The sequence below is a fragment of the Flavobacterium arundinis genome, assembly GCF_038289855.1.
Lineage (GTDB): Bacteria > Bacteroidota > Bacteroidia > Flavobacteriales > Flavobacteriaceae > Flavobacterium > Flavobacterium arundinis.
On record NZ_JBBYHR010000002.1, the window covers coordinates 123,913 to 150,395 of the forward strand.

The 26,483-nt window shown below is 42.3% G+C and carries 18 protein-coding genes and 1 pseudogene; 7 read left to right on the plus strand and 12 right to left on the minus strand.

Going from position 1 to position 26,483, the window contains the following annotated elements; all coding sequences use genetic code 11:
* The first annotated feature begins 48 nt into the window (after window positions 1-48).
* Together AAEO56_RS03605 and AAEO56_RS03610 are read left to right on the plus strand one after the other, a co-directional pair.
* Window positions 49-1,725: a GLPGLI family protein gene (locus AAEO56_RS03605; protein WP_341695658.1), complete on the plus strand. Its 1,677-nt coding sequence runs from the start codon at window positions 49-51 to the stop codon at window positions 1,723-1,725.
* Between the two features lie 255 nt (window positions 1,726-1,980).
* The gene (locus AAEO56_RS03610; protein WP_341695659.1) at window positions 1,981-3,708 is read left to right on the plus strand and encodes an SWIM zinc finger family protein; all 1,728 of its coding nucleotides are present in this window, start codon (window positions 1,981-1,983) and stop codon (window positions 3,706-3,708) included.
* A 352-nt stretch (window positions 3,709-4,060) separates the two neighbouring features.
* Here AAEO56_RS03610 and AAEO56_RS03615 read toward each other — a convergent pair whose 3' ends face one another.
* Window positions 4,061-4,573, minus strand: coding sequence for a 3'-5' exonuclease (locus AAEO56_RS03615; protein WP_341695660.1), 513 nt, complete (start codon window positions 4,571-4,573; stop codon window positions 4,061-4,063).
* Window positions 4,574-4,688: 115 nt separating this feature from the next.
* Between AAEO56_RS03615 and AAEO56_RS03620 the strand changes: the two genes are divergently transcribed.
* A complete protein-coding gene (locus AAEO56_RS03620) occupies window positions 4,689-5,138 on the plus strand; it encodes a DoxX family protein (protein WP_341695661.1) in 450 nt (149 codons plus the stop codon).
* Window positions 5,122-6,222, plus strand: a pseudogene (gene chrA, locus AAEO56_RS03625) (chromate efflux transporter). Before AAEO56_RS03620 ends, chrA begins: the two are co-directional and overlap by 17 nt.
* Window positions 6,223-6,250: 28 nt before the next feature.
* Here the strand turns inward: chrA and AAEO56_RS03630 are convergent.
* The 6 genes from AAEO56_RS03630 to AAEO56_RS03655 all read right to left on the minus strand — a co-directional run bounded on the left by AAEO56_RS03630 (window position 6,251) and on the right by AAEO56_RS03655 (window position 17,449).
* Window positions 6,251-7,612: a pyridoxal-phosphate dependent enzyme gene (locus AAEO56_RS03630; protein ID WP_341695662.1), complete on the minus strand. Its 1,362-nt coding sequence runs from the start codon at window positions 7,610-7,612 to the stop codon at window positions 6,251-6,253.
* Window positions 7,613-7,725: 113 nt separating this feature from the next.
* On the minus strand, window positions 7,726-9,705 hold the full coding sequence (locus AAEO56_RS03635; RefSeq protein WP_341695663.1) for a putative porin: 1,980 nt from the start codon (window positions 9,703-9,705) through the stop codon (window positions 7,726-7,728).
* 109 nt (window positions 9,706-9,814) lie between these two features.
* Window positions 9,815-10,642 (minus strand): hypothetical protein, encoded by an 828-nt coding sequence (locus AAEO56_RS03640; protein ID WP_341695664.1) that lies wholly within the window; start codon window positions 10,640-10,642, stop codon window positions 9,815-9,817.
* 15 nt (window positions 10,643-10,657) lie between these two features.
* On the minus strand, window positions 10,658-12,211 hold the full coding sequence (locus AAEO56_RS03645; protein ID WP_341695665.1) for a RagB/SusD family nutrient uptake outer membrane protein: 1,554 nt from the start codon (window positions 12,209-12,211) through the stop codon (window positions 10,658-10,660).
* A gap of 17 nt (window positions 12,212-12,228) precedes the next feature.
* Entirely contained in the window at window positions 12,229-15,288 is a 3,060-nt protein-coding gene (locus AAEO56_RS03650) for a SusC/RagA family TonB-linked outer membrane protein (RefSeq protein ID WP_341695666.1), read from the minus strand.
* Window positions 15,289-15,553: 265 nt separating this feature from the next.
* Window positions 15,554-17,449, minus strand: coding sequence for a S8 family serine peptidase (locus AAEO56_RS03655; RefSeq protein WP_341695667.1), 1,896 nt, complete (start codon window positions 17,447-17,449; stop codon window positions 15,554-15,556).
* 191 nt (window positions 17,450-17,640) lie between these two features.
* Between AAEO56_RS03655 and AAEO56_RS03660 the strand changes: the two genes are divergently transcribed.
* The gene (locus AAEO56_RS03660; RefSeq protein ID WP_341695668.1) at window positions 17,641-18,279 is read left to right on the plus strand and encodes a ribonuclease HII; all 639 of its coding nucleotides are present in this window, start codon (window positions 17,641-17,643) and stop codon (window positions 18,277-18,279) included.
* Here AAEO56_RS03660 and lipB read toward each other — a convergent pair.
* Entirely contained in the window at window positions 18,244-18,969 is a 726-nt protein-coding gene (lipB, locus tag AAEO56_RS03665) for a lipoyl(octanoyl) transferase LipB (RefSeq protein ID WP_341695669.1), read from the minus strand. The genes AAEO56_RS03660 and lipB overlap by 36 nt on opposite strands.
* Window positions 18,970-19,078: 109 nt before the next feature.
* Window positions 19,079-19,816 carry a hypothetical protein gene (locus tag AAEO56_RS03670; RefSeq protein WP_341695670.1) on the minus strand — a complete coding sequence of 246 codons (738 nt, stop codon included), beginning with the start codon at window positions 19,814-19,816 and terminating at the stop codon, window positions 19,079-19,081.
* A gap of 130 nt (window positions 19,817-19,946) precedes the next feature.
* Between AAEO56_RS03670 and lysS the strand changes: the two genes are divergently transcribed.
* Both lysS and AAEO56_RS03680 read left to right on the plus strand, forming a co-directional pair.
* Window positions 19,947-21,641, plus strand: coding sequence for a lysine--tRNA ligase (lysS, locus tag AAEO56_RS03675; protein ID WP_341695671.1), 1,695 nt, complete (start codon window positions 19,947-19,949; stop codon window positions 21,639-21,641).
* A 117-nt stretch (window positions 21,642-21,758) separates the two neighbouring features.
* A complete protein-coding gene (locus tag AAEO56_RS03680) occupies window positions 21,759-23,522 on the plus strand; it encodes a T9SS type A sorting domain-containing protein (protein WP_341695672.1) in 1,764 nt (587 codons plus the stop codon).
* A 53-nt stretch (window positions 23,523-23,575) separates the two neighbouring features.
* On the opposite strand, the gene AAEO56_RS03685 is transcribed toward AAEO56_RS03680, so the two are convergent.
* Genes AAEO56_RS03685 through AAEO56_RS03695 form a run of 3 tightly spaced genes read right to left on the minus strand, consistent with a single transcriptional unit; the run spans window position 23,576 to window position 26,422 of the window.
* Window positions 23,576-24,520, minus strand: a complete 945-nt coding sequence (locus tag AAEO56_RS03685; RefSeq protein ID WP_341695673.1) for a transporter — start codon at window positions 24,518-24,520, stop codon at window positions 23,576-23,578.
* A gap of 4 nt (window positions 24,521-24,524) precedes the next feature.
* The gene (locus AAEO56_RS03690) at window positions 24,525-25,565 is read right to left on the minus strand and encodes a cytochrome-c peroxidase (protein ID WP_341695674.1); all 1,041 of its coding nucleotides are present in this window, start codon (window positions 25,563-25,565) and stop codon (window positions 24,525-24,527) included.
* A 53-nt stretch (window positions 25,566-25,618) separates the two neighbouring features.
* A complete protein-coding gene (locus AAEO56_RS03695; protein WP_341695675.1) occupies window positions 25,619-26,422 on the minus strand; it encodes an MbnP family protein in 804 nt (267 codons plus the stop codon).
* Between the last annotated feature and the right edge of the window lie 61 nt (window positions 26,423-26,483).

A 26,483-nucleotide genomic window follows, 5' to 3' on the forward strand; every position in this document is an offset into this window, starting at 1 on the left:
TGTGCATGGCCGAAATTTTACCGAAATTTGGAAATACAAATAAACACCATGAAACCTTTCATTACTGCAATCGTGCTCATTGCAACCGCTTGTGCCTATTCGCAAAAGCAGCCTGCCGCCATAAAAGTTACCTATCAAAAAATATCGTTGGGTAAAGTTACCGATGCCGATAACCCCACCATCATTTTCTCGGATGCTAAAATAACTTTGGTGACAAACAAGGCGATACTGGATAAAACATCAGCCTTTCCTGTTGAGCAATCTGTTATCAGCCATACCGACAGCTCGTACATACTGGCAGCGCAACCGTACAAAGGAAAAAGCATTGCCACAAAAGACAGCCTGTCACTCAAAAAACAGTCGTTCGAATTGCTGCCGGATACCAAAACCATCCTTGGCTATAAATGTAAAAAAGCAAAGACCATTATTAATTCAAATACGATAGAACTATGGTACACCAACGACCTGAAGCTAAAAGGTGCGCCGTCATTGCTGGGGCAGGAACTCGGCCTGGTGCTGGAAATGAATCGTAACGGCAGCTATATTGTAACGGCAACTAAAATTGAAAAACTGAAAGATGCTTCAGCTTTCGCTGAGATTATCCCTAAAGGAATGGCTATGACTGACCTGCTTACCTACCGCGATGTGCTTTGGAAATCACGGTTCACTACCCTGCCTGTTTTTAAGGATGAGATCATCAATTTCTCCGATGCATCAGCATCAAACGACAGCATCCTAAGGTTTGCCAATGGTACGATAGCTTTGAGAAAAATAAAGTTCCCGGAAATAAAGCCCGGAAACCAGGTGTTTGCAGAACTTATTGAGCAATCCAATGGCGATGCCTATGACCGCACGGGATCTGTATTTATTATCCCTGAAAATGAAAAGCAGTCATTTCTTGACGGACTTAAAAACGGCGCTGCTACCCTGCCCGTATATGATAACGGTAATGGCAAAAAATACCAGGGCGTGGTGCGTACCTATGGCTACAGCCCTGTTTTGGAACTGATGCGTTTCTTTACGCCGTTCGGGATAAAGCAGTATGGGCATATCCAGTTGAAAGGAAAAGACTGGCACCAAGCAGTGCCTTATCGCCAGGATGTTTCAGAATTGGCACCTATGCTAAGTAACAGAGATGTGTGGGTGGGTGTATTCATCGGAAATTATGATAAAGGCGGGCACAAAATGAGCCTCGATATCACGATCCATAAAGATGAAGTGCAGTACAACACGGATACTTTCGTAATGCCTCTTTTTAATACCGTGAACGTCATGGAAATGGCCGGGCAGGAATACAGCACGATGTTCAATTCGCCAAAGGGCCTTGAAGTTAGCTTTACGCTGGCAAAAGACATAAAAAATGTCCGACTGCGTTACATAACTACCGGACATGGCGGCTGGGAAAATGGCGATGAGTACTTGCCTAAAAAGAATACTATCACGCTCGATGGCAAGGTCGCGTTCGCGTTCGTTCCCTGGCGGCAGGACTGCGGAACATACAGGCTGTTTAACCCTGCTTCAGGAAATTTTGAAAACGGGTTGTCCTCTTCCGATTATAGCCGGTCTAACTGGTGTCCGGGTACAATTACTAATCCGGAATACATTGATCTTGGCGACATGAAAGCTGGTAATCATACGATCACCGTTACCATACCACAGGGCGCACCCGAAGGCAATAGCTTTAGCGCATGGAATGTTTCGGGAGTATTGCTTGGGGAGGAGTAGTTTTTTATCCGAAGTCGGGAAGTCGGTAGCCCAGATAGAAGAAAGCTAGGGTTATGCTTATATAGTTTGAGAATTAGTAACTGTCTAACTTTGTAAAAAACAATAAAAATATCATATTGAGCGCAGTCGAAATGTAGTATTTTTATTGTTTTTTGCTTCCCGACTGCACCCGAAATGACAATAGTAAAGAATATTTATTAAATTTAGACAGTTACTTAAAGAGGATAAAAGATTATGTTTAGCATTTATGATTTTATGGATTTTTTCCCAAAAGCCATAGTTCAAAGGGGAGAAAACTATTTTGAAAATGGTCATGTAAAAAAAGTAAAAGAAGGTAAAAAGGGTACGTGGAGTGCGCGCGTGGAAGGTTCTGAAAAGTATACCGTTACTGTAACTGTTACGGACAACATCATTGTTGAAGATTATTACTGCGACTGTCCGTATGATGGCGATGCCTGCAAGCACGTAGCAGCAATGCTGTTTTACCTTGCAGAAAACATGACAATAGATACAACCCCGGCGAAAGAAGAGAATGAGCCGGAAAAGAAGTCTGCGGCGAAGAAAAAAAAACCGTCTTTTGATAGCATGCTGGATTCGATATCACAGGATGAATACAAAGATTTCATTAAGCAGTATTCCGCTTCCGATAAAAAATTCAAATCTGAATTTGAGCTTTATTTTTCGCACAAAAATGAAAGTTTCGATATTGTAAAAGCATACACATCCATAATCAGGAAACTGCTAAAAAGCAGCAGCCATAGCGGCTATATGGATTACCGATCAACAAAGGCAGCAGCACGTGAGATCGCCTCCATAATAGGTACAGTAGAGGAGTATGTTGCAAAAGGAAATTTGAGGGATGCCCTTTCGCTGTCTAAAACCCTGATCTTTGAAACCTGCAAAGGCATAGAATATTGTGACGACAGCAGCGGTATGCTCGGAGATGTGATTTTTACCAGTATAGAACTGCTATCTGAACTTGTCAATAAAAGCACTGCGCCCTACTCTATCAAGGAACAGTCATTTGATTTTCTGGAAAAAGAACTCGACAACAGCCTGTACTTCGATTACGGGGATTTTGGCTATAGCCTCGAAGACATTTTCCAGGATCTTGCGCTTACACTCAGCAGACATGATACTTATCTGGATTTTATAGAGAGGCAATTAAAAAAATACAGTCACTCCTATCATCGTAAAAACCATTATACCTGCCAAAAAGTTATTTTTCTTAAGTCTATTGGGAAAATCTCAGAGGCAGACCTTCTTGTTAAACAAAATATAGATATCCCCGAAATAAGGGAAGCTGAAGTAGAAAAACATGTTAGAAGTTCGCAATACGACAAAGCAAGAGTATTAGCGGCTGAAGGGCTTGCAATCGCAAAAAAAGCAGGTTTTTGGGGAACCATCAATCACTGGAAAGACAGCCTTTTGAAAATAGCGACCCTTGAAAATGACATTTCCAATATAAGGCTGCTGGCCAAAGACCTCGCATTTTCATCAGGTTTCAAAGCCTCCTATTATGATATATGGAAAGGCACTTATAACAATGAAGAGTGGCTACCCATAATAGAGGAACATATTGAGTCCCTGATCAAAAACAGTATAGTATCCGCCCGGAAACCCAATTTTAGCAGCAACCCCTACCTGCTTGAAAAAATTGCGCCGGTCTACATACAGGAAGGCATGTTGGACAGGCTTTTGGGATTATTGAAAGAAGAAGGTTCGCTGCATAACGTTTTAAAACATCACAATGACCTTATCGTCAAATATCCCTCTGAATTACTGGAAATTTACCTTCCGGCTTTTGAGGAGCACTGCCATTATGCCGATAACCGCAGTGCTTACCGCGAACTTGCTTCAACAATGATAAAAGTTATGAAAACATTACCAGGCAGCGATGTACCAATCCGAGAAATGGCTTTACATCTTATTAAAAAATATCCTAAACGACGGGCAATGATTGAAGAACTGGAAATGGTATAAAACCAAAAGTCCACAGTTTCAATGCATTCTTTTTTGGGTATTCAGCAACTTTTTAAATTTTGCAAAATAGCATTACTCCTAATCCTTGATCATGCATCCCATCAGGTACCATATTTATTGAATAATCTGGTTTTAACAATATCCCAGTCTTCATATTGGGCAGTCCCATATTTATGTTCATCCAAATATTGATCTAATTCATCCTTTTGCCACTAAGGTAAGTCTGTGTCTTTTTCGAAGCTTAAAAAATCAAGAGTCCTTATAAAATCTAAAAAAGCTTTAGATTTTTCATTATTCTCATCAAGTGATAGCACAATTTTCATGATAGACTTTTTAGCTGATTTTCTACGTCTCACACCCTCATCTTTACCTGCCCATCATGCAGCAAATACAATTTGGCGCAAGCTCTTGCATCGCTTAACGCCTCGTGGTGATTGAGCTGGATGCCGTTGCGGTCGCTGCAGTATTTCAGGTTGGCTTTGGGATAGCCTTTTGCACGGTATATCTTGCAGGTGCATTCCCAGCGGTCGGCTATTTCGAGCTCATCGTAATATAGGCCATACCAACTCATGGTTTTCATGAGTACATTACGGTCGAAGGACTCATTATGGGCTACGATCTTCCTGCCAAAAAGCCTGTCCCTTATTTCCGGGAACAGCATGTCGAATGTCGGTACATTTAACGTCTCTACCGGCTTGATGCCATGCACCATGATATTGCGGTACCAGTATTCGTTGTCAGGCGGCTGAATGAGCGTATGGTATTCTTCGGTAATTATACCATCCTCCACAGTCACGATACCCACGGCGCAGGCACTATGGGGGTATCCGGTGGCGGTCTCGAAGTCTATGGCAGTGAAGTTCATGCGAAAGTTATCTGTAGCAAAGATAACAAGATTTCGCGATTGTGGTTATCATCAAACTGGACGCTATTGCACAATTACATACTTAATAGTACCTTTCTGAATTAAACTATTTACTATGAATTTCCCATACCTTAAAACAGATAATTCTAAAACAACGATAATTATCCGTATGATAGTAGGTGCAGTGTTTCTCTCTGAAGGCATCCAAAAATTCCTGTTGCCAGAAACACGTGGAGCCGGCCGGTTTGAAAAAATCGGATTCCCTGAACCCGAAATGCTGGGCACGATAGTTGGATCGTTTGAAGTTGCCTGCGGACTATTAGTTCTTATAGGGCTGCTCACCCGCCTCGCGAGTATCCCACTGGCAGTTATTATGCTGGTGGCTTTCGCAACTACAAAATCTGAGGTATATGCCAATGAAGGATTTTGGGAACTCCTCCACGGCAGCAGAACCGACTGGTCGATGCTTTTAGGGAGCATTTTTCTATTGATAAAAGGTGGTGGAAGATGGTCGGCAGGCAAGTCACTTACTCAAAATAACGTTGCAAATGGAGTCCCGGCTTAAAGAAACCATAGCCTTATTTGCCCGGTTAGGTGTTACTGCGTTTGGCGGACCTGCAGCCCATATTGCTATGATGCGCCACGAGGTTGTGTTCAAACGAAAATGGATGGATGACGCTGCCTTTATAGACCTGGTGGGCGCAACAAACCTTATTCCCGGCCCTAACAGTACCGAACTCGCAATTCATTTAGGCAAAGAAAGATCAGGAATAAAAGGGCTTATAGCAGCAGGAATTTTTTTTATCCTCCCTGCCGTTCTGCTGACGGGATGTTTAGCATGGCTTTATAAAAGCTATGGTTCCATACCCAAAGCCGCACCGTACATATATGGTATTAAACCCGCTATCATTGCAGTAATTGCGTTTGCTGTCTGGCCGATGGCAAAAGCCTCGGCAAAAAATACCGAACTGGTTATTTTGGGCTTTATATGCCTTGCAATGGCTTTATTCGGGATTAATGAAATAGCTATTCTGTTTGGAGCAGGTTTTTTATATGCAATGTACAAATCCGATGGACACCAAAAAATCAATAGTTTTTTTCCGTTGCTATTTTCAGGAACTGCAATAGGAAGCACCGGCATATTTTTCACATTTTTAAAAATAGGAGCAATACTATATGGCAGCGGTTATGTCCTGTTTGCATTTATAGATGCTGAATTTGTGACCCAAGGCATTATCTCACGGCAGCAGCTGACGGATGCCATCGCAGTAGGACAGCTTACGCCCGGACCTGTTTTCTCATAGGCAACGTTTATAGGATACCAGGCAGGTGGAGTAATCGGAGCAGTCGCCGCCACGGTGGGTATCTTCCTGCCATCATTTGTGTTTGTGGCATTACTCAACAGGATAGTCGCAAGGCTAAAAAGTTCCCGGATTTTTGCCTCATTCCTTAGCGCCGTCAATGTTGCTTCGGTAGCGGTCATTTCGGCAATATGCGTCGAAATGGCTTCCGAAACTATCAGGTCATGGCAAACAACAGGTATTTTGATGGCTAGTTTCGTGCTCCTTTTTGCATTTCCAAAACTTAATAATGCATTTATAATATTATTTGGTTCGGCGGCAGGATATCTGTTAACGTTACTACAATAAAAAGCCCCGCAATACGGGGCTTAAACTATTATTTTATTGAACTTATAATGTCGTGCTTGGTGATAATATGGTGCTTACCGTTCCCCAGGTCTACCAGTACGGCCTGGTTGTCTTTATTTATGAGTTTTGATATCTCTTCAATAGAAGTATTCTTTTGCACTATAGGGTAGGGTTTGCCCATTATCTCGCGTATAGGCTTTTCAGCGATGTCCTTGTCCTCCACATAGCTGCGGAAAAGGTCGGTCTCATCTACAGAGCCAACGAATCCGTGGGTATCGATAACGGGTATCTGCGATATTTTATATTTGCGGAGGCGCTCTATAGCATGGCTTACCAATTCTTCGGTACGCACGATAACAAGAGGCTTGTCTGCATGGTCCTTAATAAGGTCTTCTGCCTTTGTAATATCTTCATCAAGGAAACCGCGTTCGCGCATCCAGTCATCATTAAACATCTTGCCTACATAGCGGCTTCCACTGTCGTGGAAGAGTACCACCACCACATCATCCGGCTTAAATTCGTCTTTAAGCTGCAGTAATCCCTTGATAGCTGCCCCTGCGGAGTTCCCAACGAATATCCCCTCTTCCAAGGCCAGTTTACGGGTATAAACCGCGGCATCCTTATCAGTAACTTTTGTAAAGCCATCAATCAGGGAGAAGTCAACATTTTTAGGAAGGATGTCCTCCCCTATACCTTCGGTTATGTATGAGTAGATTTCATTCTCATCGAAGATGCCCGTCTCGTGGTATTTTTTAAATACAGAGCCATAGGTGTCAATTCCCCAGCACTTTACATTCGGGTTCTTTTCTTTCAAATATTTAGCTACGCCCGAAATTGTACCTCCTGTACCAACACCTACAACAAAATGGGTTATTTTGCCTTCGGTCTGTTCCCATATTTCAGGGCCGGTCTGCTCATAATGTGCCAAAGCATTGCTCAGGTTGTCGTACTGATTTACATACCATGAATTTGGTGTTTCTTCAGCAAGGCGTTTTGATACCGAATAATATGAGCGTGGGTCGGTCGGTTCCACATCGGTAGGGCAAACCACCACCTTAGCGCCAACGGCACGAAGGATATCCATTTTTTCTTTAGACTGCTTGTCGCTGATAACACATATCAGTTTGTAGCCTTTTACTATTGCGCATAACGCAAGGCCCATCCCGGTATTGCCCGATGTCCCTTCAATGATAGTACCACCCGGTTTCAGGCGTCCGTCAGCTTCGGCATCCTCGATCATCTTTACAGCCATCCTGTCCTTAACGGAATTGCCCGGATTAAACGTTTCTACTTTTGCCAAAACCAATGCGTCTACGCCTTCGGTTATTTTGTTCAGCTTTACCATTGGCGTGTTACCTATGGTTCCAAGTATATTTTCTGCGTATTTCATTTTTACTATTTTACGACCGCATTACGGTCAAAACAATGCAAATATATTGCATATTAATTTAAAATAATTAAAGATTTACAATTTCCAACAACTGTTTATGTTCAGTAGCCGATTTACGAGAAGAAGTCCCATATCACCCCAAAACGCACTGTAAAATCCCGGTATGGTGTCGCTGGCGCCGAATAAAAATCGTAGCCTGTAAAACTCGAGTTGAAGTGCTCTGCTTTGAGAAACAACCTGAATTCCTTAATCTTGGCGTTGATAAAAAAGTCCATGAGCGGGAAGCCACCGAATTTCTTTTGGTCCTGCACAAAGAATTCTCCAATCAAAGGATTGTAGTCGTTACCATAGTATTTGGTAAAATACTGAAAGGTAATACCTGTCTGAAAATATAACGCTTTCTTAAACACATAGTCGGAATAATAAAGCGTATTTCTTGTCATAAACTCCGGCACATTCAGCACCTTATCCCTTTGATCAACTTTTTGATATAATACCGTATTGTCTAAAGCTAGTTTCCAAACCCTGAACTCACGTCCCAATTTTACCGAAAAATAATTGATCGTATTTCCATACTGTTGTGGCTTTACATATAGCGTATCAATATTAGCGGGCGTAGATATGGTATTTACAAACTCGTTCTTAAAATACAAATGATCGTTTAGTATAGTATACTGTACAGAAGCATCAACCCATTTCGTTTTAGCTTCAAATTCAAAACTGTTGATCTTCTCGTTCCTGACATCCCTGTTATACCAGTTATACGCTTTATAATCGCTTTGGTAAAGCTTATAATTCTGGTTAGGCAGCTTATTCATATTTTGATATCGGGCAGAAACACTATTGTTTTCATCGAAAATATAACGGGCAGAAGCGTCGATATTTGCGAGCGACTGGTTAGTGATCGAATTGGAGAATAAGACACTCCCTATCAATTTATCTTTATGATACGTATAACGGGCGCCATAGGTATTAATCCTGTCATTTACAGCATTGGGAACTCCCAATGATCCATTTGGATTAAGAATTATAGTCCTGTAAAAGTAGTTATAGTTAAAGTCTTCTACATAAAACTCTACCATGCCAATCTTTTCATTGGAGTAAGCAGCCCCTACCATATTATACATCATATTGTAACGGGTCTTATTATTAATAGATATGGTATACGCTGCACCAAACCTTGCGCTCCTGGTAGGCTGGGTGAACTGGAAAAACTTCGTTTCGTATGTAAACCTGTGATGAAATACAAGGCTGTTTGGGTTGTTCTTGTTAAGCCTAAACGTATGGTCTACAAAAAAACGGTTGCCCTTAAGTACGGATGTAGCATCTTTAAAATAGACATCGAGGCGTTCCCTTTGCGTATACGGATCTACACCACTCTCAAAAAAATCAGTACTTATAATACCGCCATTCTCCTGATTGGAAAGATCCTGCCCTGTAAAATGAAGTTTCAAAAAATACCGTTTATCTTTTGTATTATAACTGCCGCCTATCCGGAAATTTCCGTTACTCGAAATTGAATTGATGTACTTGCCTATGGACCTTATACCTTTATAGCCAACAAACATATTGAGATTCTCAGAGGTATTTACTGTAATAAAAGCATCCAATATCTGTCCCTGCTGCTGGGTAGATCTGTAAAAAAGGTCAGTATATGGTGTAGCTACATTATAATATTTTATATCCTCAATTTCCATGTAGTTAAAATGCTTTGCCTTAAATCCAAATTCGGGAAAGGGATTGAATTTCGTTAAGCCATAGTCGAGCGTGTTGTACGTTTGCCCGTCATTAGGAAAAGAAAGCAACCCAAAGTTATCCCTTCTCAGATAATTGTTCTGATACTCTTTTTGTACCGTGAGGGAAGTATCTACCATAGTTGTATCCCTTTCAAGAGTAACAATCTTATACATATCTATCGTAGCAATGGTATCAGCCGCTTTAGACTGATCAGGATTGCCAGCGTTATCAGGGCGCTGCAACGTAGCAGAAGAATTACCTTTTTGTGATGAATTTAATTTTCCTTTTTTCTTATCCTGGGAAAAAAGCAATACAGGCAGCATTAAAAGAAAAATAGAAAGAAAAATTCTCTGCATCGGGATTAAGTTTAGGCAAATGTAATTAAATTTTAGGAACGGGAATATTGAAAAAACGCCAAAAAAAAGGGCTTTCGTATGAAAGCCCTTTTAAATTAGGTATAAATAATTATTGTGCCGGTGTTAGGAATACATCTCCCGTAGCTGTAGTTGAAGTGAATAGCGTCTGGTTAAGATATAATTGGAATTCATTGGTGTCAGGATCGAACGTACCAGTACCACCCGCGAATCTGTCGTCATCGCTGGTTCCAATAACATTAACTGTATTATCGCAGTTTATTGTTACTATACCTGGATATGGGAACTGTCCGTCATAGTTGGAACCTGTAGCACCAGAAACGAAATTACCCCATAAGTTAGTAGCAGTATAGGTAGCAAATTCTGCAGTAGGATTTAACACAACCGTAAATTCTTCAGTAGCACCGCCCAAACTACCTGTAACATACCCGGTATAGGTTGTAGGAATTTCTCTTGGGCACACCCTGAATAACGATATCGTAGTACTACTCCTTTGGGGTTCGATAAAGTCAGCACCTTCAACAGATACTAAAGTAAGCGTTATCGTTTTCCTGTCAGAAGGAGTAAGTTCATCGTAATAACCAGTTAGTCTTATTTTAGCTGTATACTCCCCGGCAGGAATTACAAATGTGCTTTGATCAATTGAATACTGTGCCGGCAATGCATCGGTAAGCTCATTATTTACAACAACCTGAACTGCCCTGTCATGGTCTGCTTTGGTTGTAACACCAACTTCAACTATTAGCTCAGAAGGCATGTTCAACTGCTGTTCAAATGTTCTAAGATTACCGGTCTTCAAATTGAATCCCGCTAAAGTCTGCCCGTTGTTTGAATCAAAAACAACGGTGTCTTCTTCGCAGCTTGTCAATGCCCCAACTAAAAGGGCAAAAACTGCTATTTTTGAAAGATATTTTTTCATTTTTATTTTTTTTTACTAATAATTAGGATTCTGCTGAATGTTTGGATTCGCAGCTGTTTCAAGCCTAGGAATAGGCATTATGAACCTATAGTCTGTAGCAGGTAATGTACAGAATCCGTTGAAAGCACAGTCTCTTGGATCACGGTCAACACCCTGTCCTGCAAGCGTGCCTAAACGCCTAATGTCTACATACCTATGTCCTTCGAAAGCAAGTTCCATCCTTCTTTCCCTAAGTATAAATGCCCATACCTGCTGGATAGTCAGACCCGTAGGGTTGATATTGGCAGATGCAGCAATACGCGCCGTCCTAATTCTGTTAACATCAGCAATAGCATTTGGAATATCGCCTATACTTGCATAGTATTCAGCCCTTAACAAATACATTTCAGACATCCTGAATACTTTGATATCATTAAGGAACGTAAGGCTTTCGCTGCCCGGGTATTTTCCGACAGGCAACACATCCTGAGCTTTATAAACAAGTGCATTTGCGTTGGCATAGTCCGGAAGCACATAGTTAGGGAAAGCTGATGCATCAACGATCACCTTTTGCCTAACATCACTTGCTGAATTGACAAGATTAAATAAAGCCCTGTTCACTTCGAAAAACGGAGAGCCTGTAACAGTACTGTTCACAGAAGACCACAATTGCGAAAAGTTACCCGTTGTGTTACCTCCAGGGTTCCTCTTTTGTATTTTAAAAATAACTTCCTGCACGCCAGCATCTGTCCAGATAGCTTTATACTGAGTCTTGTTTGCAAGAGCGTAGCTGCCAGTTGCCACAAGCTGGTCAACAAAAGTTTTAGAAGTTCCATAGTCACCCCTGTAAGCTGCCATACGAGCCTTAAATGCTGTAATAAAATCTTTTCTAACATAAGAAGTAGCCTCGACAATAGGTTCGTCGAAATTATCTCCAGGCTGAGGGTTATTTACGGATAAATTTGATTCAGCAAACGCAAGATCTGCATCGATAAAATCAAATATCTCTCCTGTAGTACTTCTCGGAAGCTTTACCTTATAATCTACCGGGATAAAGTCGAAAAGCATTACTCCTAATGAGCTGTCGTTTTTCATGTCCTCGGAAAAGAAAGTTAGCAAATTCAGGTATCCGTAAGCCCTAAGTGCATGAGCCTGCGCAAGTATATGGTTGTACCATGCTGTCTCATCTTCATTCACAGTTGTAGTATCATCATCCGGCTGGATAACAACATTCTCTAAACCATAAATAAGCCTGTTAGCAGCGTTAATAAGCGCATAATTTTCAAGCCACATGTTAGCGGCATCACCTGAAGTAGCAGGATTCAGAAGAAAAGCAAGTGCTCCATCCGTACCCTGTCCACCGTTAGAAACACCTAACGCAACTTCGTCAGTAAACAAAGAGGTAAAATATATCTGGTTCTCACCAGGCATAGATGCATACACACCATTAAGACCTAATTGCATATCACTCACCGTCTGATAAACCAAATTTGGTGGGAGTTCACTTGGCTGCGTTATATCAATTGCATCATCACACGCAACAAATAAAGCGCCTGTGATAACAAACAAAATTAATTTCAAATTTTTCATATTCGTTGTCATTTTTTTTAAAATTGTACTTCAAGACCTAAAGAAAGTATTCTCGGAGTAGGGTACTGGTACTGGTCTGCACCACGGTCACTTTCTGCATCCCAACCCCTCCATTTTGTAAATGTAAGCAGGTTTTCTGCCTGGAAATATGCCCTCAGGCCTGAGAAAGGTGTTTTATCAAGCATCTTTTGGTTAAAGCTATATCCAAGGCTAACATATCTTAGCCTCACATACGATGCATCCCTAAGATACCTGTCAGAGTTAGCATCCTGCCCTTTATTAGTAAGGAAAAGTGATGGTATATCAGTCACCCTGTTATCCGGTGTCCATGCGTTAAGAAGGTCGGTAGATTTATTGAATACACCGATATCTGTTGGATCCTGAAGGCCTTCAAGGTCATAATCTATCCTGGAAATTTTCGCTACATAAGAGAACTGTGTAGTAAGGCCAAATCCTTTATAATTAGCATCAAATCCAAATCCTCCCTGATAAACCGGGATTGGCGATTTGCCTGTAAGTACCCTGTCTTTACTCTGGTCAGGATTTTCAGTCAGTTGTCCATCTTTAGTATAGAATAACAGGTTACCGTCTGCCGGGTTAACACCTGCATATCTTATCATATAGTACTGACCTAACGCACCACCTTCAGCATCAGCCTGGTTGCCAAGATCACGGAAGTTCTCTGAATTTGTTACATCCAGCATTTTATTCTGGTTGTAAGAACCGTTGAAATTAAGCGTAAGGGTAAAATCATTATTTTTTATCACATCATAAGAAAGCAATGCTTCAACACCCTGGTTCTGTAGAGAACCTCCGTTAGCATTGATACTATAAGTAGAGTTGACCGCTGAGATCTGTGTTGACTGGTAAAGATCTTTGGTAGTTTTACGATATACATCGAATGTACCCCTTAACCTCCTGTCAAACACTTCAAAATCTACACCAATATCCGCCTGCTCCGATGTTTCCCACTTAAGATCAGGGTTTCCTATTTGTCCTACGATATAAGCAGGATTAAGGAAGTATCCGGAACCTTGTGCAAACAACGTCCTTGAAAGATTCGGTCCAGCAAAAATGCTTGTACCTACGATATTCTGGTTACCCGTAGTACCGTAAGAAGCCCTTAATTTCAGCATAGTGAACTTAGAACCTTCCATAAACGACTCCTGATCAATATTCCACCTTCCTGAAACCGACCAGAATGTACCCCAGCGGTTTGTTTCGGCAAAACGGTAAGAAGCATCCCTACGAACGGTAACACCCAAACCATATCTTTGATTGTAATCGTAATCCACTGTACCGAAGTACGAGAATAGACCTGCCGTACCCTTTCCAGAACCTACCTCAGGAAGATAGAATGTTGGAGTATCAGTATTAAAAGGTATGAAGCCAGCACCATTGCCCGGCACAAACACTTTAGGATCTAAACCATTTTGTTGATAGCTAAAGCTTTGTGTATGCGCCTTAAGGTATTCAGAGAACACAGAAGCGTCAATAGTATGCTTTCCGAAAACCTTAGTGAAATTAAGGTTTACGTTTGTATTGAATGTAATATTCCTGCCAAAGCTTTGAGCCTGCCATCCAAGGTATTCCTCACCGTCCTGTCGGAACAATAATGAGTTGAATGATGTAGGATCCTGCACCTGAGTACTTACAGCCTGAGTATAATCTGAACCAAATGAACCGCCAAGGGTAAGCTCGTCAGTAAGCTTATAGCTTGCCTGAACGTTACCTATCATTTTAAGCTCATCTGTTTTAAGAGTACCTTTTTTCACGATATCCAGCTGCATAAGTGGAGAAAGCAATAACGTACCCGCACCGATATTATTAGGATCAGTAGGATCTGCCTGGTACATATCTAAAATTCCCTGGCTCGAAGTATACATATCCGGGCTAAGGTAAGGCACACCCTGGTTAGCTCCCAATACCGGGTTAATATTCACACTACCAGTACCAATATTCGATGCTTCATTCCTTACAGAGTAGTTTATCGTTAACGAGGTAGAATAGTTGAATTTTTTATCTTTACTTGCTCCGGAAAGGTTATTCCTGAAGTTGAACCTTTTTAAGTCGGTACCGATAAGGATACCCTCCTGGTTAAAGAAACCAAAAGAGGTAAAAGATGAAATATTTTCACCACCACCAGTAAGGCTTAATACGTGGTTTTGAGAAACACCTGTCCTGAAAAGAACGTCTTTCCAGTTAGTATTGGTAGCAAATGCAGCAATCTGCTGATCAGTAAGGCTTGCTCCATATCCATTACCTTTAGTTTTCTCAAGCCCCAATATCTGCTGAGAGTTCATTGTATTGTATTTATTATTCTGCATCTCTGTAAAGCTGGTCGTACCATTGTACTTAACCTGCAATGCTGAGTTGAAAGAACCTCTTTTGGTCTTAACAATGATTACACCATTAGCACCCCTGTTACCATAGATAGATGTAGCACCCGCATCTTTAAGAACCGATACCGACTCGATATCGTTCGGGTTAAGGCTCCTGAAGTTATCTGAATTCAATGGCACACCGTCAATCACGAACAAAGGCTCAACCTGACCATTAATAGATCCGTAACCCCTTAAGATAACTGTACTGTTAGCACCCGGCTGTCCTGAACCTGTTGAGATATTAAGACCTGGTATCTGACCTTGTAGCGTCTGGATAAAGGAAGCATTCGGCCTGCCCTCGATTGTCTTAGCCGTAACAGTAGTTACAGAAACATTGGAAAGGGGCCTGGTAGAATTCCGGTATCCTTCAACAACAACTTCATTAAGGACTGTTGTATCATCTAATACCACATCCGGCACAGCAGATGAAGCGCCAACTGCAATAATCTGGGTTTTCATTCCCACGTATTCAATAACCAGTTTTTGACCGGTAGAAGCCTGAATAGAAAACCTTCCGTCAAAATCAGTCTGAACGCCTGCTGCCGTAGAGCCCTGAACTTTTACATTCGCACCGGGAATTGGCATCCCCTGGCTGTCTTTAACGACACCTGTAATAGTTCTCTCCTGCGCAAAGGAAAACTGAATAAAAAACGCCAGTAGAAGCGTAAAAATCCAAGTAAACTTTGATTTCATATTTAATTAATTTGAGTTAGTTAAGTTGCAAATCTATTAATTTATTTTAATATAACAAACTTTTAACATTGCAATACTCTTAGAAGTTTTCACAATTTTTAGTATAAATGGAAAATCCAGAGAAGATTAATAATAATTGCCCACATATTGCATCTATTTTTGAATTAAAACAAAACGCCAACAAAAAGCTGACGTTTATTATTAGATACAATGCGATATAAAAGGTTGCGTTATATTTCGAAATATATTTAAATTTATATGATATTTATTTGATTACAACCTTTTTGGCTTCAGTTTTATCACCATTCACAACACTTACCATATAAATGCCAGATGCCAGGTTTTCTATATTTATCGTATTCTCTCCGCCATTAAGCGAACTTTTAAGCATTTTCCTGCCCTGAATATCGTACAATTCTACAGCAGCATTGCTTTCAGCGCCCTGTGGTAATGAAATATTAAGTTGCCCTTGTGCAGGATTTGGCCACATAGTGAACATTTTTGGTGCATTTTCATCTACACCCGCCGTCTCATCAATACCTGTAACAATAAGCGAATAACTCTGAGTGCTGCCTATCAATGACCCTTTTTTTGTAACAGTAATTACATACTCACCTGAAGCGCCGGGAATTTCAATTTTTTCGATATTATCGACATTGTTATCTCCCTGTATTGCAGCGTCAGATATAAAATCACCAAACTTCCATGGCATGTATGTTTCACCGCCTACTTTTGTAACCCTGATATCAAGGTTATTCCTTAATACAGGTGTTGTAGGATCTACGTTGCCGTTGTTCGGCGTACCAGGCCTGTCAGTCCAGGAAATTGTAGCAACAAGCTTATCTGTCCCGTTAGAATTTACAGTCCTTGTATAAGTTGCATTTGTATTTGTAAGAGCTCGTTCTTCAATGATAGATGCAGTTCCGTTATCCGTGATAGCCTGAGCTGCCTTTTGAGAGTTCATTAGCCCCCAGCCAAAAGCAGGATCCGGGCCATCCCATTCACCACATTCATCTGCAGTATGCGCCACAAGGCCCCTTAATGTAGATGACAACATGTAAACCCCATTTACATTATTATAATGCTGTTGCAAAAGTGTTATACATCCTGCAATACCCGGCGCCGCCATAGACGTTCCCTGAAGGGAGCCGTAATCACTATTACTCTGTGCCTCACTGGAGTACACAGCAACACCTTTTGCAGAAATATCCGGTTTTATCCTGTTATCATCCGTTGGACCCCAGCTGCTAAAGCTTGACATCTGCACTGAGTCCGGACCTGTATAATTAGGAACATTAAAAACTGCAGCTACTACAATTGCATTTTTTGCGGTAGCGTAACAATTTATAAGATCATATCCTCCTTTTTCCGGGTTATTTTCGGGGCTGCTACCCCTGTCGTTACCTGCCGCAATAACAGGCTGGTATCTTGGAGCACTATACGTGATCTCATCGATTGACCTTGCATAATTACCATAAGCACCCCAAAACCACTCCGGCATAGGGTTTGGACTAAAGCCATAGGAGTGGTTTGACACAAGCAGTCCGGCTCCCGCCTCATCCGCCATTTCGTCAGTATCATTAGCAAATCCTGAAAAAGACCTTATGTTAGCCTGGTAGGCAATCCCCCTTGCGGCAGATTTTACTAAACCTCCACCGGCCATAGTACCGGCCACGTGCGTTGCATGGTCACCATATCCTACAAACTCATCGATAATCTCTACACGTCCATCAAAATTTTCATGGGTTTCCCTCACCTGCTCTCCATCCCATATACCTATGGTCATACCCTGACCTGTCAAATTGAGGCCCATACCACCACCGGGATGAAGCTTGTCTGCCCTTGTAGTTTTGGCCTGGCCAAGATTGTACATAGTAAAATAAACAGGATGTCCATCTTCGGTAACACCTGCAAGCTTTTGGCTATCGCCATTGCTGTTTGTCCTTTTTAAGGGCCACCCGTTTATTTCAGCAAGCCTTAAGGCTTCAGCATAGTTTTTAGTCTTGAATTCACGCTCTTCGGTGCTAATCCTCGCCAGCTCTTCAAGATTGTTGTCTTTCACAATAAGTTTCTTTTGCTCAGGGGTCTGGGCAAAAGCCGAAACGCTTCCCATTGCAGAAATAGCAATGATAAGCATCCCTTTTACAGTATTTTTTCTCATGACTGTTTTTATAATAAATTAAAAAAGTTAATAGCTCTTTCATGCAAATATGCCACTAAATATAGTTTTGCAGAAAAAAGATTAGCAAAAATATAAATAATAACAAATTAAGCGTCAATTATTTCAAATTTAACGTAGTACTGCTACCTTTGTACTGTTATCAATTACGTTTTATACAATTACGCGGTTTTATGCTTTCACTAAAATTTTCCGATCTGCAATATGAAACCGGTACTGACGAAGCAGGCCGTGGATGCCTGGCGGGTCCCGTTACAGCAGCAGCCGTTATACTCCCTGATGATTTCCGCCACGAGCTGCTCAACGATTCCAAGCAGCTTACCGAGAAGATAAGAGAATACCTTCGCCCTATAATACAGGAGCAAGCCCTATGTTATCATGTTACAAATATCGGGCCTGAAATAATAGATGAGATCAATATCCTCAATGCTTCAATAAAAGCCATGCAGGAGTGTATTGTAAAACTTACACCAGTACCCCATTATATAATTGTTGACGGCAACCGCTTTAAACCCGTGGACGGTATTCCGCATAGCTGCATTATAAAAGGTGACAGCAAGTACCTGAGTATTGCAGCCGCATCGATATTGGCAAAAACCTACCGGGATGAGTATATGAACCATCTGCATGAGGAGTTCCCTATGTATAACTGGAAAAGAAATAAAGGTTACCCTACACCTGAGCACCGGGAGGCTATAAGAAAATACGGCATTACAAAATACCACAGGAAAAGCTTCCGAATGCTGCCGGAGCAGCTGGAAATGGAATTTGATATTTTAGAGGACGTTCACGTTACGATTTACAATCCGTAGTTCTGCTTCAAACAATTTTGTAAAGTGTTTCAATATCTTTTCTTTTACTTCAGCTTCACTCACATTGGCAACCCCCAATTCTACGTTTAGCGATGTAACCGCCTTACCCCTTATCCCGCACGGAATGATATTATCGAAATATCCCAGGTCGGCATTTACATTAAACGCAAAGCCATGCATGGTTACCCAGCGTGAGGCCCGGACACCCATAGCGCATATCTTTCGGGCAAAAGGCGTACCCACATCAAGCCATACACCGGTCTCGCCATCACTGCGGGTTCCTGTAACGCCATATTCGGAGAGAGTAAGTATAATGACTTCCTCAAGGAAGCGGAGGTATTTGTGAATATCGGTAAAAAAATTTTCAAGATCGAGTATCGGGTAGCCTACGATCTGGCCGGGGCCATGATAGGTAATGTCCCCTCCCCTGTTTATCTTATAAAAGGTCGCGCCTTTTGCCTCCAGCTGCTTTTCGCTAAGTAAAAGATTTTCCATATCGCCGCTTTTGCCCAGGGTATATACATGAGGGTGCTCTGTAAACAAAAGGTAATTGGGTGTCACAATTTCCTGCCCTTCCCTGCGGTTAGAAATTTTTATATCGAGTATCTCTTTAAAAAGTTGCTCCTGGTAATCCCAGGCTTCCTTGTAATCCATGCTGCCAAGGTCAAGGAATTCTATGGTTTTATTCATCTTCAATAATGCTAAATGCAGTACAAAATTACAAAACAAAACCTTAGGACTGACATCAATAAAAAATCCGGATAATTACTCATCCGGATCCTTCGTTAAAACATCAATATTATTTTTCGAACTCCACATCAAGCGCCATAGCCTGAGGGTTGTCGAAGAAATCGCTTAGCGGATAGGTAACTTTTACCGATTTACCATCGGCGCTTACTACCGCATTTTTGTTCGACACCTTTTTTATCTTTTTAGGAAAAGTATAATTAAGCTCGTAGTTCGATTCGCCAAACATCGCTTTATACATATCCTCGTCCCCGCCTTCTTCTTTCTTTTTCGGTTTGTCAACCAGTTTAACTTTCCTGCTGAATTTTTTACCGTCGTAGGTATAGGTCACCTCAGAGCCATTTTGGAACATCCCGCCCATATCCGGGGCTCCCGGCTGTTTTTTAAGACTGTTCAGGTTACCGAACGCCTTCATCATATCCTGAAGCTCGCCCGCCTTGTCAAAGTCGGCAAAGAGGTTAATTTTCATTTCGCTGGTTGCGGGATCCATGAGCATTTTTACCGAGAATTTCTCAAGGCTCTTCAGCCTGGCCTGCTCTTCTTTCGGCAATGTGGCTATACTGTCTTTTTTCTCTTCCAAAAGCTGCTTAAACGTAAAAGTAGAATCCATACGCTTTTCGCCTTCTTTGGCCATTTCTTCGCCAGCCATGGCCATAAGCCCTGATCCGTCTATATCGAATGACACCCTTCCGCTTCCTGTTTCATTAATAGTAATGGTTTCGCTAAAGTTGCACGACGTTGTTACAAATGCCATCATGAGGCCCAGCGCTAAAAATAGTCTTGTTTTCATCTTGTAATGTGTTTTGTTGCTTCAAATATAATTGTTTTATGCTATCGTAAACCTTCAGGCGCATAAAAAACAGGCAAATTGGTTTTTTGCCAATAATCCTTATCTTTACCCGCTAAAAAATATAACGACCATGCAGCTTTCAGAACAAGAAATTATCCGCAGAGAAAAACTGGATGCGCTGAGGAATCTCGGCATCGATCCATATCCCGCCAACCTGTTTCCTGTAGACCATACCTCAAAGCAGGTGAAGGACAATTTTGCTGATGGCAAGAAGGTGGTCGTAGCAGGCCGCCTCATGTCGGTGCGCATACAGGGAAAAGCCTCATTTGCCGAATTGCAGGACAGCGAAGGCCGCATACAGCTGTACATTAACCGCGATGAGATATGCCCCGGAGAGGACAAAATGAAATACAATGAGCTGTTTAAAAAGCTTATCGACCTGGGTGATTTTATAGGTGTGCACGGAGAGCTTTTCACTACGCAGGTAGGCGAAAAATCAATAAGGGTAAACGATTTTATCTTATTGAGCAAAACGCTGCGCCCATTGCCAATGCCAAAAACGGATGCTGACGGCCATACATTCGACAGCTTTACCGATCCCGAGCTTCGTTACCGCCAGCGTTATGTTGACCTTGTAGTGAACCCACAGGTGAAAGAGGTATTCGTAAAAAGGACAAAACTCTTCAATGCCATGCGTTCGTTCTTTAACGACAAAGGCTATTTTGAAGTGGAAACACCAATCCTTCAGCCAATACCGGGCGGCGCCGCAGCGAGGCCATTCGTAACGCACCATAACAGCCTGGACATGCCTTTGTATATGAGGATAGCCAATGAGCTTTACCTTAAAAGGCTTATCGTGGGCGGGTTTGACGGTGTTTATGAGTTTTCGAAAAACTTCCGCAATGAAGGTATGGACAGGACGCACAATCCTGAATTTACAGCAATGGAAATATATGTAGCCTACAAAGACTACAACTGGATGATGGAATTTACCGAAAACCTGCTGGAACATTGCGCAATAGCGGTTAACGGAACGTCTGATGTTACTTTCGGCGAGCATAACGTTAGCTTTAAAGCGCCGTATGCGAGGCTGACCATGACCGATGCCATCAAACAATTTACAGGATTTGATATATCGGGCAAAACAGAAGAAGAGCTATTTGAGGCTGCCAGAGGCATGGGCGTTGCTGTTGACGAGACCATGGGCAAAGGCAAACTGATCGATGAGATATTTGGCGAGAAATGCGAGGGCAACTTTATACAGCCGACCTTCATTACCGACTACCCGAAAGAGATGAGCCCGCTTTGTAAAACACACCGTGACAATCCGGAGCTTACCGAGCGTTTTGAGCTGATGGTATGCGGTAAAGAGATCGCTAATGCTTATAGCGAATTGAATGACCCTATCGATCAGCGCGAGCGTTTTGAGGCACAGCTGAAACTATCTGAACGTGGCGATGTGGAAGCGGCACAATTTATTGACAACGACTTCCTTCGTGCCTTAGAGTATGGCATGCCGCCAACATCGGGCTTAGGAATTGGGATGGACAGGCTTATCATGTACCTTACCAACAACCCGTCGATACAGGAAGTACTTTTATTCCCGCAAATGAGGCCTGAGAAAAAAGCGGTAGAGCTTACGGAAGACGAAAAAGCAGTAGCCGAGCTGTTGAAAGTGAGCGGCCAGCTTGCCCTTGACGCACTAAAGACACAGGCAGGATTAAGCGGCAAGAAATGGGATGCTGCTATGAAAGGCCTAAGCAAACATGGTCTTGTAAAAGTAACCGTGGATGGCGATATGAAGACGGTGGAGTTTAAAGGTTGATCCCTAATAAATCATGTTATATATCCGAAGCATTTAGATGTTTCGGATATTTTTTTTACAAAAAGCATTGAAATTGTTTTCGCCTTAACATATATTTGCCGTCAATCACAAAAAAATATGAAAAAGCAATACTATTTTTTATTATTTGCCATGGCTGGCTGGTTTACGGCAGCCGGACAAAACACTATTTATGTAAATAAAGATGCAGAGGGCGCTAATAACGGCTCCAGTTGGGCCAACGCTTATACCAGCCTTCAGGCAGCGATTAATGCTTCTGCTGCAAATGACAAGATTTGGGTGAGTGCCGGAACCTATTTTCCAACACAATTAAGGATTGCAGGAAATGCTCGCTCAGCCTCATTTATTATCAATAAGAATATAAAGATCTACGGAGGTTTCAACGGTACCGAAACACAACTCAGCGAAAGAAACACTAATACAAATGTAACCATTCTTAGTGGTGATTTTAGTGAGAATGACATTGACACCAACGGCAATGGCATTAATGATTTTAATGATGGTGAGAATGCCTATAATGTAGTATTTACGCAAAACCTTGGAACGTCGGCTATACTCGACGGATTCAGGATAACCGGTGCAAATGCAGACGGGAGCGCTACTTACATGATAGGTACCAGCCTCATTCAAACCAATACCGGCGGCGCTATTTACAACCTCAATTCGTCGCTGACGATGAGCAACCTGAAGCTATATAATAACTCATCTGACTTCGGTGCGGGTGTTTACAATACCGGAGGTGCGCCAAAACTTAATTCCTCAGAACTTACCTATAATTTTGCCAGCTATGGTGCAGGAGCGTACAACACCCTGGCAACAGTGTTTACCATAAACGACTGTGATTTCTTTTTCAACCGTTTTTCCGGCGGTACAGTAGGCAGCGTAAACAACAGTGTAGTTAAGGCAAATAACTGTTTTTTCGCACAGAATTCCGGATTGTATGGGGGTGCATTTTATAATAAGACAGCAAGCATTATACTTTTCAATGTAAAGATCAGTGAAAACATTGTCAATAACTCTGGCGGTGGTATATATAATGTCGATAACGGCGTTGCTACCCTCTTTAACGTATTGATAAACAATAACTATGCAAATAACGGGGCCGGCATCTACAATCACACAAACGCCTATTCTAAACTGACCAATGTTACTATAACCGGAAATGAGGCTGTAGATACAGGCGGCGGAATTTACAATAATATCAGCCCCGATGGCCTAAATACACGCATCTATAATTCCATTATATGGGATAATACTGCATCCCAATCAGCCTCAATCTACTACACTTTTTATGCTCAGGAAGATGTTCATATCAGAAATTCCATTATAGCAGGAAGTGGCGGAAGCGCTGCGTGGAATGACAGCTATGGCCATAACCAGGGCAACAACTTCGCGCAGGACCCGTTGTTTGTAAATGCTTCAGGGGGCAACTACATGCTTCAGGATACAAGCGTGGGTAAAGACAGTGCTTACAACCAATTGCTGAGCCTTCCCAATGGCGCCAATGCATGGACACCAACTGATTCTGACCCTGATGGATATAGCAGGCTGCAAGGCGCAGGTGTAGATATGGGCGCGTTTGAAGCCGGTGGGGTAAATGGTGTAGCCGAATCGCAAAAGATGAATCTTGTTTATAATAATCCTGTTCAAAAAGGGAGTATTCTGAGGATCATTGCACCTCAAGCCGGTAATTTTAATGTGTCGGTCTTTGACACACAAGGTAAATTGGTGAATAAAAACACATTTAACGGTGAAAGCGACCTGAACATAAGCACTAACGAAATGGCTGCAGGCATCTACTTCTGCCGTGTATCGTCAAAAGATGACGGAACTATTGAAACTATAAAAGTTATTATCAATTAATTGATATAGTATTTTAAGATAAAGGCTGCTTTTATGCAGCCTTTATTTTTTTGTCACAAACTATAATTCACATTCACCGACCAGCGGTAATTGGCTTCTACCCTGCCGCCTATAAGGTTTTGGCTGATGGGCAGCATGGCATTGACGCCAGCTGAGAATTTTCCAGTACCGGCTTCCAGGCCAACTTTGCTGAAAAGGATATCGCCTTTGGTACCCGGTACATCCTGCCCAAGCTGTCTGTTGATCGCATACAATTCCCCGGCAAGGCCCGCCTGCGGAACCCAGGTTATCTTTTTGCCTTCGGCCGCATAAAACAGCGTAGCGTTATAATTGAACTGGTTGCCAAACTGGTAATGCTTGCTGTTCTCCGTCTTTATAATATAACTCGTCATGGCATTGAGGCCCCATTGTTTTTTACGGATCACATATTCGGCAGCCAGCACATAATCCCAACTGCCCGTACCCAGCTGGAAACTTGGGTTTACGCTGCCATTGTTGTTGCTGTCATATTTTCCCACAGGCGCTTTTACACCGCCACCCGCCGATAGTATGTGTGTAAAAACCGTGCTGTCCTTCTTTGTCATATACACATTGTACAAGCCCAACACCGTAATATCGCCTATACCTGAAATATTCTGCGTACCGGTGGCTGTTTCGCGGCTGTTGAAATGGTACGGCACCTGGACCGACAACTGGAGCCTGTTGAAGACCGGAATACGCGCCCATGCCTGCATGGTATTAAAATCCTGGTTTACCATTGGGGAATTGTTAAAAATACCATCTTTGGTGGAATAGCTTTGATAGATGTACCGCAACCCAACAAAATTCTGGTTGATCATGGAACTAAAGCCCATACCTCCACCCGAAGCGGAACACCCGCAGGCATCGCAGTCATCAAAGGCTTCAAGGTATCTTTTAAAATCGGGCGGGTTGCCACCGGCCAGCATTTTGGTGCCAGCCAGCAATGCAAACAGTAGTATAAATAATTTCTTTTTCATTAGATTAAAATTCTGAAAATCGGTTATCCGTAATGTACTGATCATCGGTTAGTGTTTTGAGGAATGCTATGACCTGTTCTTTTTCGGTTTCGTTAAGTGCTATACCTAACACGCCGCCCTGATGCAGCAGCGGATCGAGCGTTGGCGAATCTGTAATCCCCGACGTGTAATGATTCAGCACGGCTTCAAGCGAACCAAAACGCCCGTCATGCATATACGGCGCGGTCTTCTCAACATTACGAAGGCTTGGCACTTTAAACTTATAATAATCTCCTGCCAATTGGGTTACTCTGTACCTTCCCACATCATTGACCAGCGGGTTTACCGCCAACCCGTTATTGCGGAAAGAGTTATCGGTCATCAGGTCGGTTGCATGGCAGGTAGCACATTTGGCGTTGAAAACGGCATATCCGGCCATTTCATCTGCCGTTAATGCACCGCCCGGCTCGTTCCGCCTGTATTTATCAAACTTCGAATTTGACGATACCGCCATCACCATAAATTGTGACAACGCCTTCAGCATGTTTTCGGTCGTGATGCCTTCTTCAGGAAATGCCTGCGCAAATAGCTTCCTGTATTCCGGGTCGGCCTTCAGCATGGCGAGTATAGCGTTCAGGTCGCCATCCATTTCCAGAGGGCTGGTCATGGGTATAATGGGCTGCAAATCCAAATGCGCGGTTGCACCATCCCACATAAACACATTTTGGAAAGCAAGGTTCTGTATCGGTGGCGTATTTCGTGTCCCCACAGCATTGTTTACTCCGTGGCTTACGGTATGGCCGTGATGCGTGAATGCATTTTGCTGTATGTGGCAAAACCCGCACGAGACAAGGCCATCAGAAGCCAGCCTTCCTTCGTAGAATAACTTCTTGCCCAGTTCAAAACCCTTCTCTGTGGGAGGATTTGCCCCGATATCATAGGCCAGTTCGGGAAAGTTGGACGGCACCCGGAGATCCAGCGGGAGGTTGGTATATTCGCCATCGTCATTATTTTCGCAACCCCATAAAAAAGGCAGCGCAAGCCATAGAAAATATTTTGTTCTCATGGTATTTAGTAAGCCGTAGCCCTGTAGTAGTATACAGGGCCGCGGCTTTTGGCTTAATCGTTATGAACGTGGTTTACAGAGAACATAGCTGCAAGGTTAGCCGTGATCAGTGGAAGATTGGCACCGCCCATGATCATTGCACCCATACCTCCCATATTATTATCGGAAAGCTTTATCTTATTGGTGCCGTCAATTATTTTGGAAAGGTCGGCAACAATATGTACATCAGGGGTTATCGTTGTCCGTACCAAAGCTTTCGTAGGCATATCGAGCGTAACTTCAATATAGTTATAATCTGTTCCCGTTTGCCCGGTGTGTACCATAAATGGCGTGGCTTCGGTTACTGAAGGCGAAGTGAATGTGCCTTCAAAAGCGAGGAATTTATATCCTGCCGACCAGCTCCACAGCATATCTTCGGCCTGAGCTTTTGCAAGGAAATCGCCCTGCCCTTCTGCGCCAAGGTCAAACTGGGCCTTGTCTACACCTACGCCAAACTTAATACGTGTGTAATCGCCTGCAGGGATATTTTCAAGTTCGATAACGTGGCTGTCTGTGTCGGCTTCGTTCACAATAAAATAGCTTTGGCTTTTAGGGTAGGTATACGTGGTGCCATCCTGCTTAGTGAGGACAATATTACTGATGATATATTTGATGTTGCTTATTTTCAGGTTCTCGTTATTGGAAGTTATATTGGATTGTGTATTCAGTATAAGGTCGTTATCACCAAAAGCATTGTCGAATTCCACATCAAGGTTTCCGGTTCCCGAAACAGTATTTACTGAATCATCATCACTACAAGATATAAACAGGGCTGTTGCAGCCAGTACTGCTGCTATATTTTTTAATTGAATTTTCATTGTATTTATTTAAAGTTATAATTAATGATCCCAATACCTTAAAGGCATGAGAAATTAAAGC

Bases quoted from the DNA above. Each gene is read 5' to 3' on its own strand.
- AAEO56_RS03605 (WP_341695658.1), top strand. From the start codon at position 49: ATGAAACCTTTCATTACTGCAATCGTGCTCATTGCAACCGCTTGTGCC.
- AAEO56_RS03610 (WP_341695659.1), top strand. From the start codon at position 1,981: ATGGATTTTTTCCCAAAAGCCATAGTTCAAAGGGGAGAAAACTATTTT.
- AAEO56_RS03615 (WP_341695660.1), bottom strand. From the start codon at position 4,573: ATGAACTTCACTGCCATAGACTTCGAGACCGCCACCGGATACCCCCAT.
- AAEO56_RS03620 (WP_341695661.1), top strand. From the start codon at position 4,689: ATGAATTTCCCATACCTTAAAACAGATAATTCTAAAACAACGATAATT.
- AAEO56_RS03630 (WP_341695662.1), bottom strand. From the start codon at position 7,612: ATGAAATACGCAGAAAATATACTTGGAACCATAGGTAACACGCCAATG.
- AAEO56_RS03635 (WP_341695663.1), bottom strand. From the start codon at position 9,705: ATGCAGAGAATTTTTCTTTCTATTTTTCTTTTAATGCTGCCTGTATTG.
- AAEO56_RS03640 (WP_341695664.1), bottom strand. From the start codon at position 10,642: ATGAAAAAATATCTTTCAAAAATAGCAGTTTTTGCCCTTTTAGTTGGG.
- AAEO56_RS03645 (WP_341695665.1), bottom strand. From the start codon at position 12,211: ATGAAAAATTTGAAATTAATTTTGTTTGTTATCACAGGCGCTTTATTT.
- AAEO56_RS03650 (WP_341695666.1), bottom strand. From the start codon at position 15,288: ATGAAATCAAAGTTTACTTGGATTTTTACGCTTCTACTGGCGTTTTTT.
- AAEO56_RS03655 (WP_341695667.1), bottom strand. From the start codon at position 17,449: ATGAGAAAAAATACTGTAAAAGGGATGCTTATCATTGCTATTTCTGCA.
- AAEO56_RS03660 (WP_341695668.1), top strand. From the start codon at position 17,641: ATGCTTTCACTAAAATTTTCCGATCTGCAATATGAAACCGGTACTGAC.
- lipB (WP_341695669.1), bottom strand. From the start codon at position 18,969: ATGAATAAAACCATAGAATTCCTTGACCTTGGCAGCATGGATTACAAG.
- AAEO56_RS03670 (WP_341695670.1), bottom strand. From the start codon at position 19,816: ATGAAAACAAGACTATTTTTAGCGCTGGGCCTCATGATGGCATTTGTA.
- lysS (WP_341695671.1), top strand. From the start codon at position 19,947: ATGCAGCTTTCAGAACAAGAAATTATCCGCAGAGAAAAACTGGATGCG.
- AAEO56_RS03680 (WP_341695672.1), top strand. From the start codon at position 21,759: ATGAAAAAGCAATACTATTTTTTATTATTTGCCATGGCTGGCTGGTTT.
- AAEO56_RS03685 (WP_341695673.1), bottom strand. From the start codon at position 24,520: ATGAAAAAGAAATTATTTATACTACTGTTTGCATTGCTGGCTGGCACC.
- AAEO56_RS03690 (WP_341695674.1), bottom strand. From the start codon at position 25,565: ATGAGAACAAAATATTTTCTATGGCTTGCGCTGCCTTTTTTATGGGGT.
- AAEO56_RS03695 (WP_341695675.1), bottom strand. From the start codon at position 26,422: ATGAAAATTCAATTAAAAAATATAGCAGCAGTACTGGCTGCAACAGCC.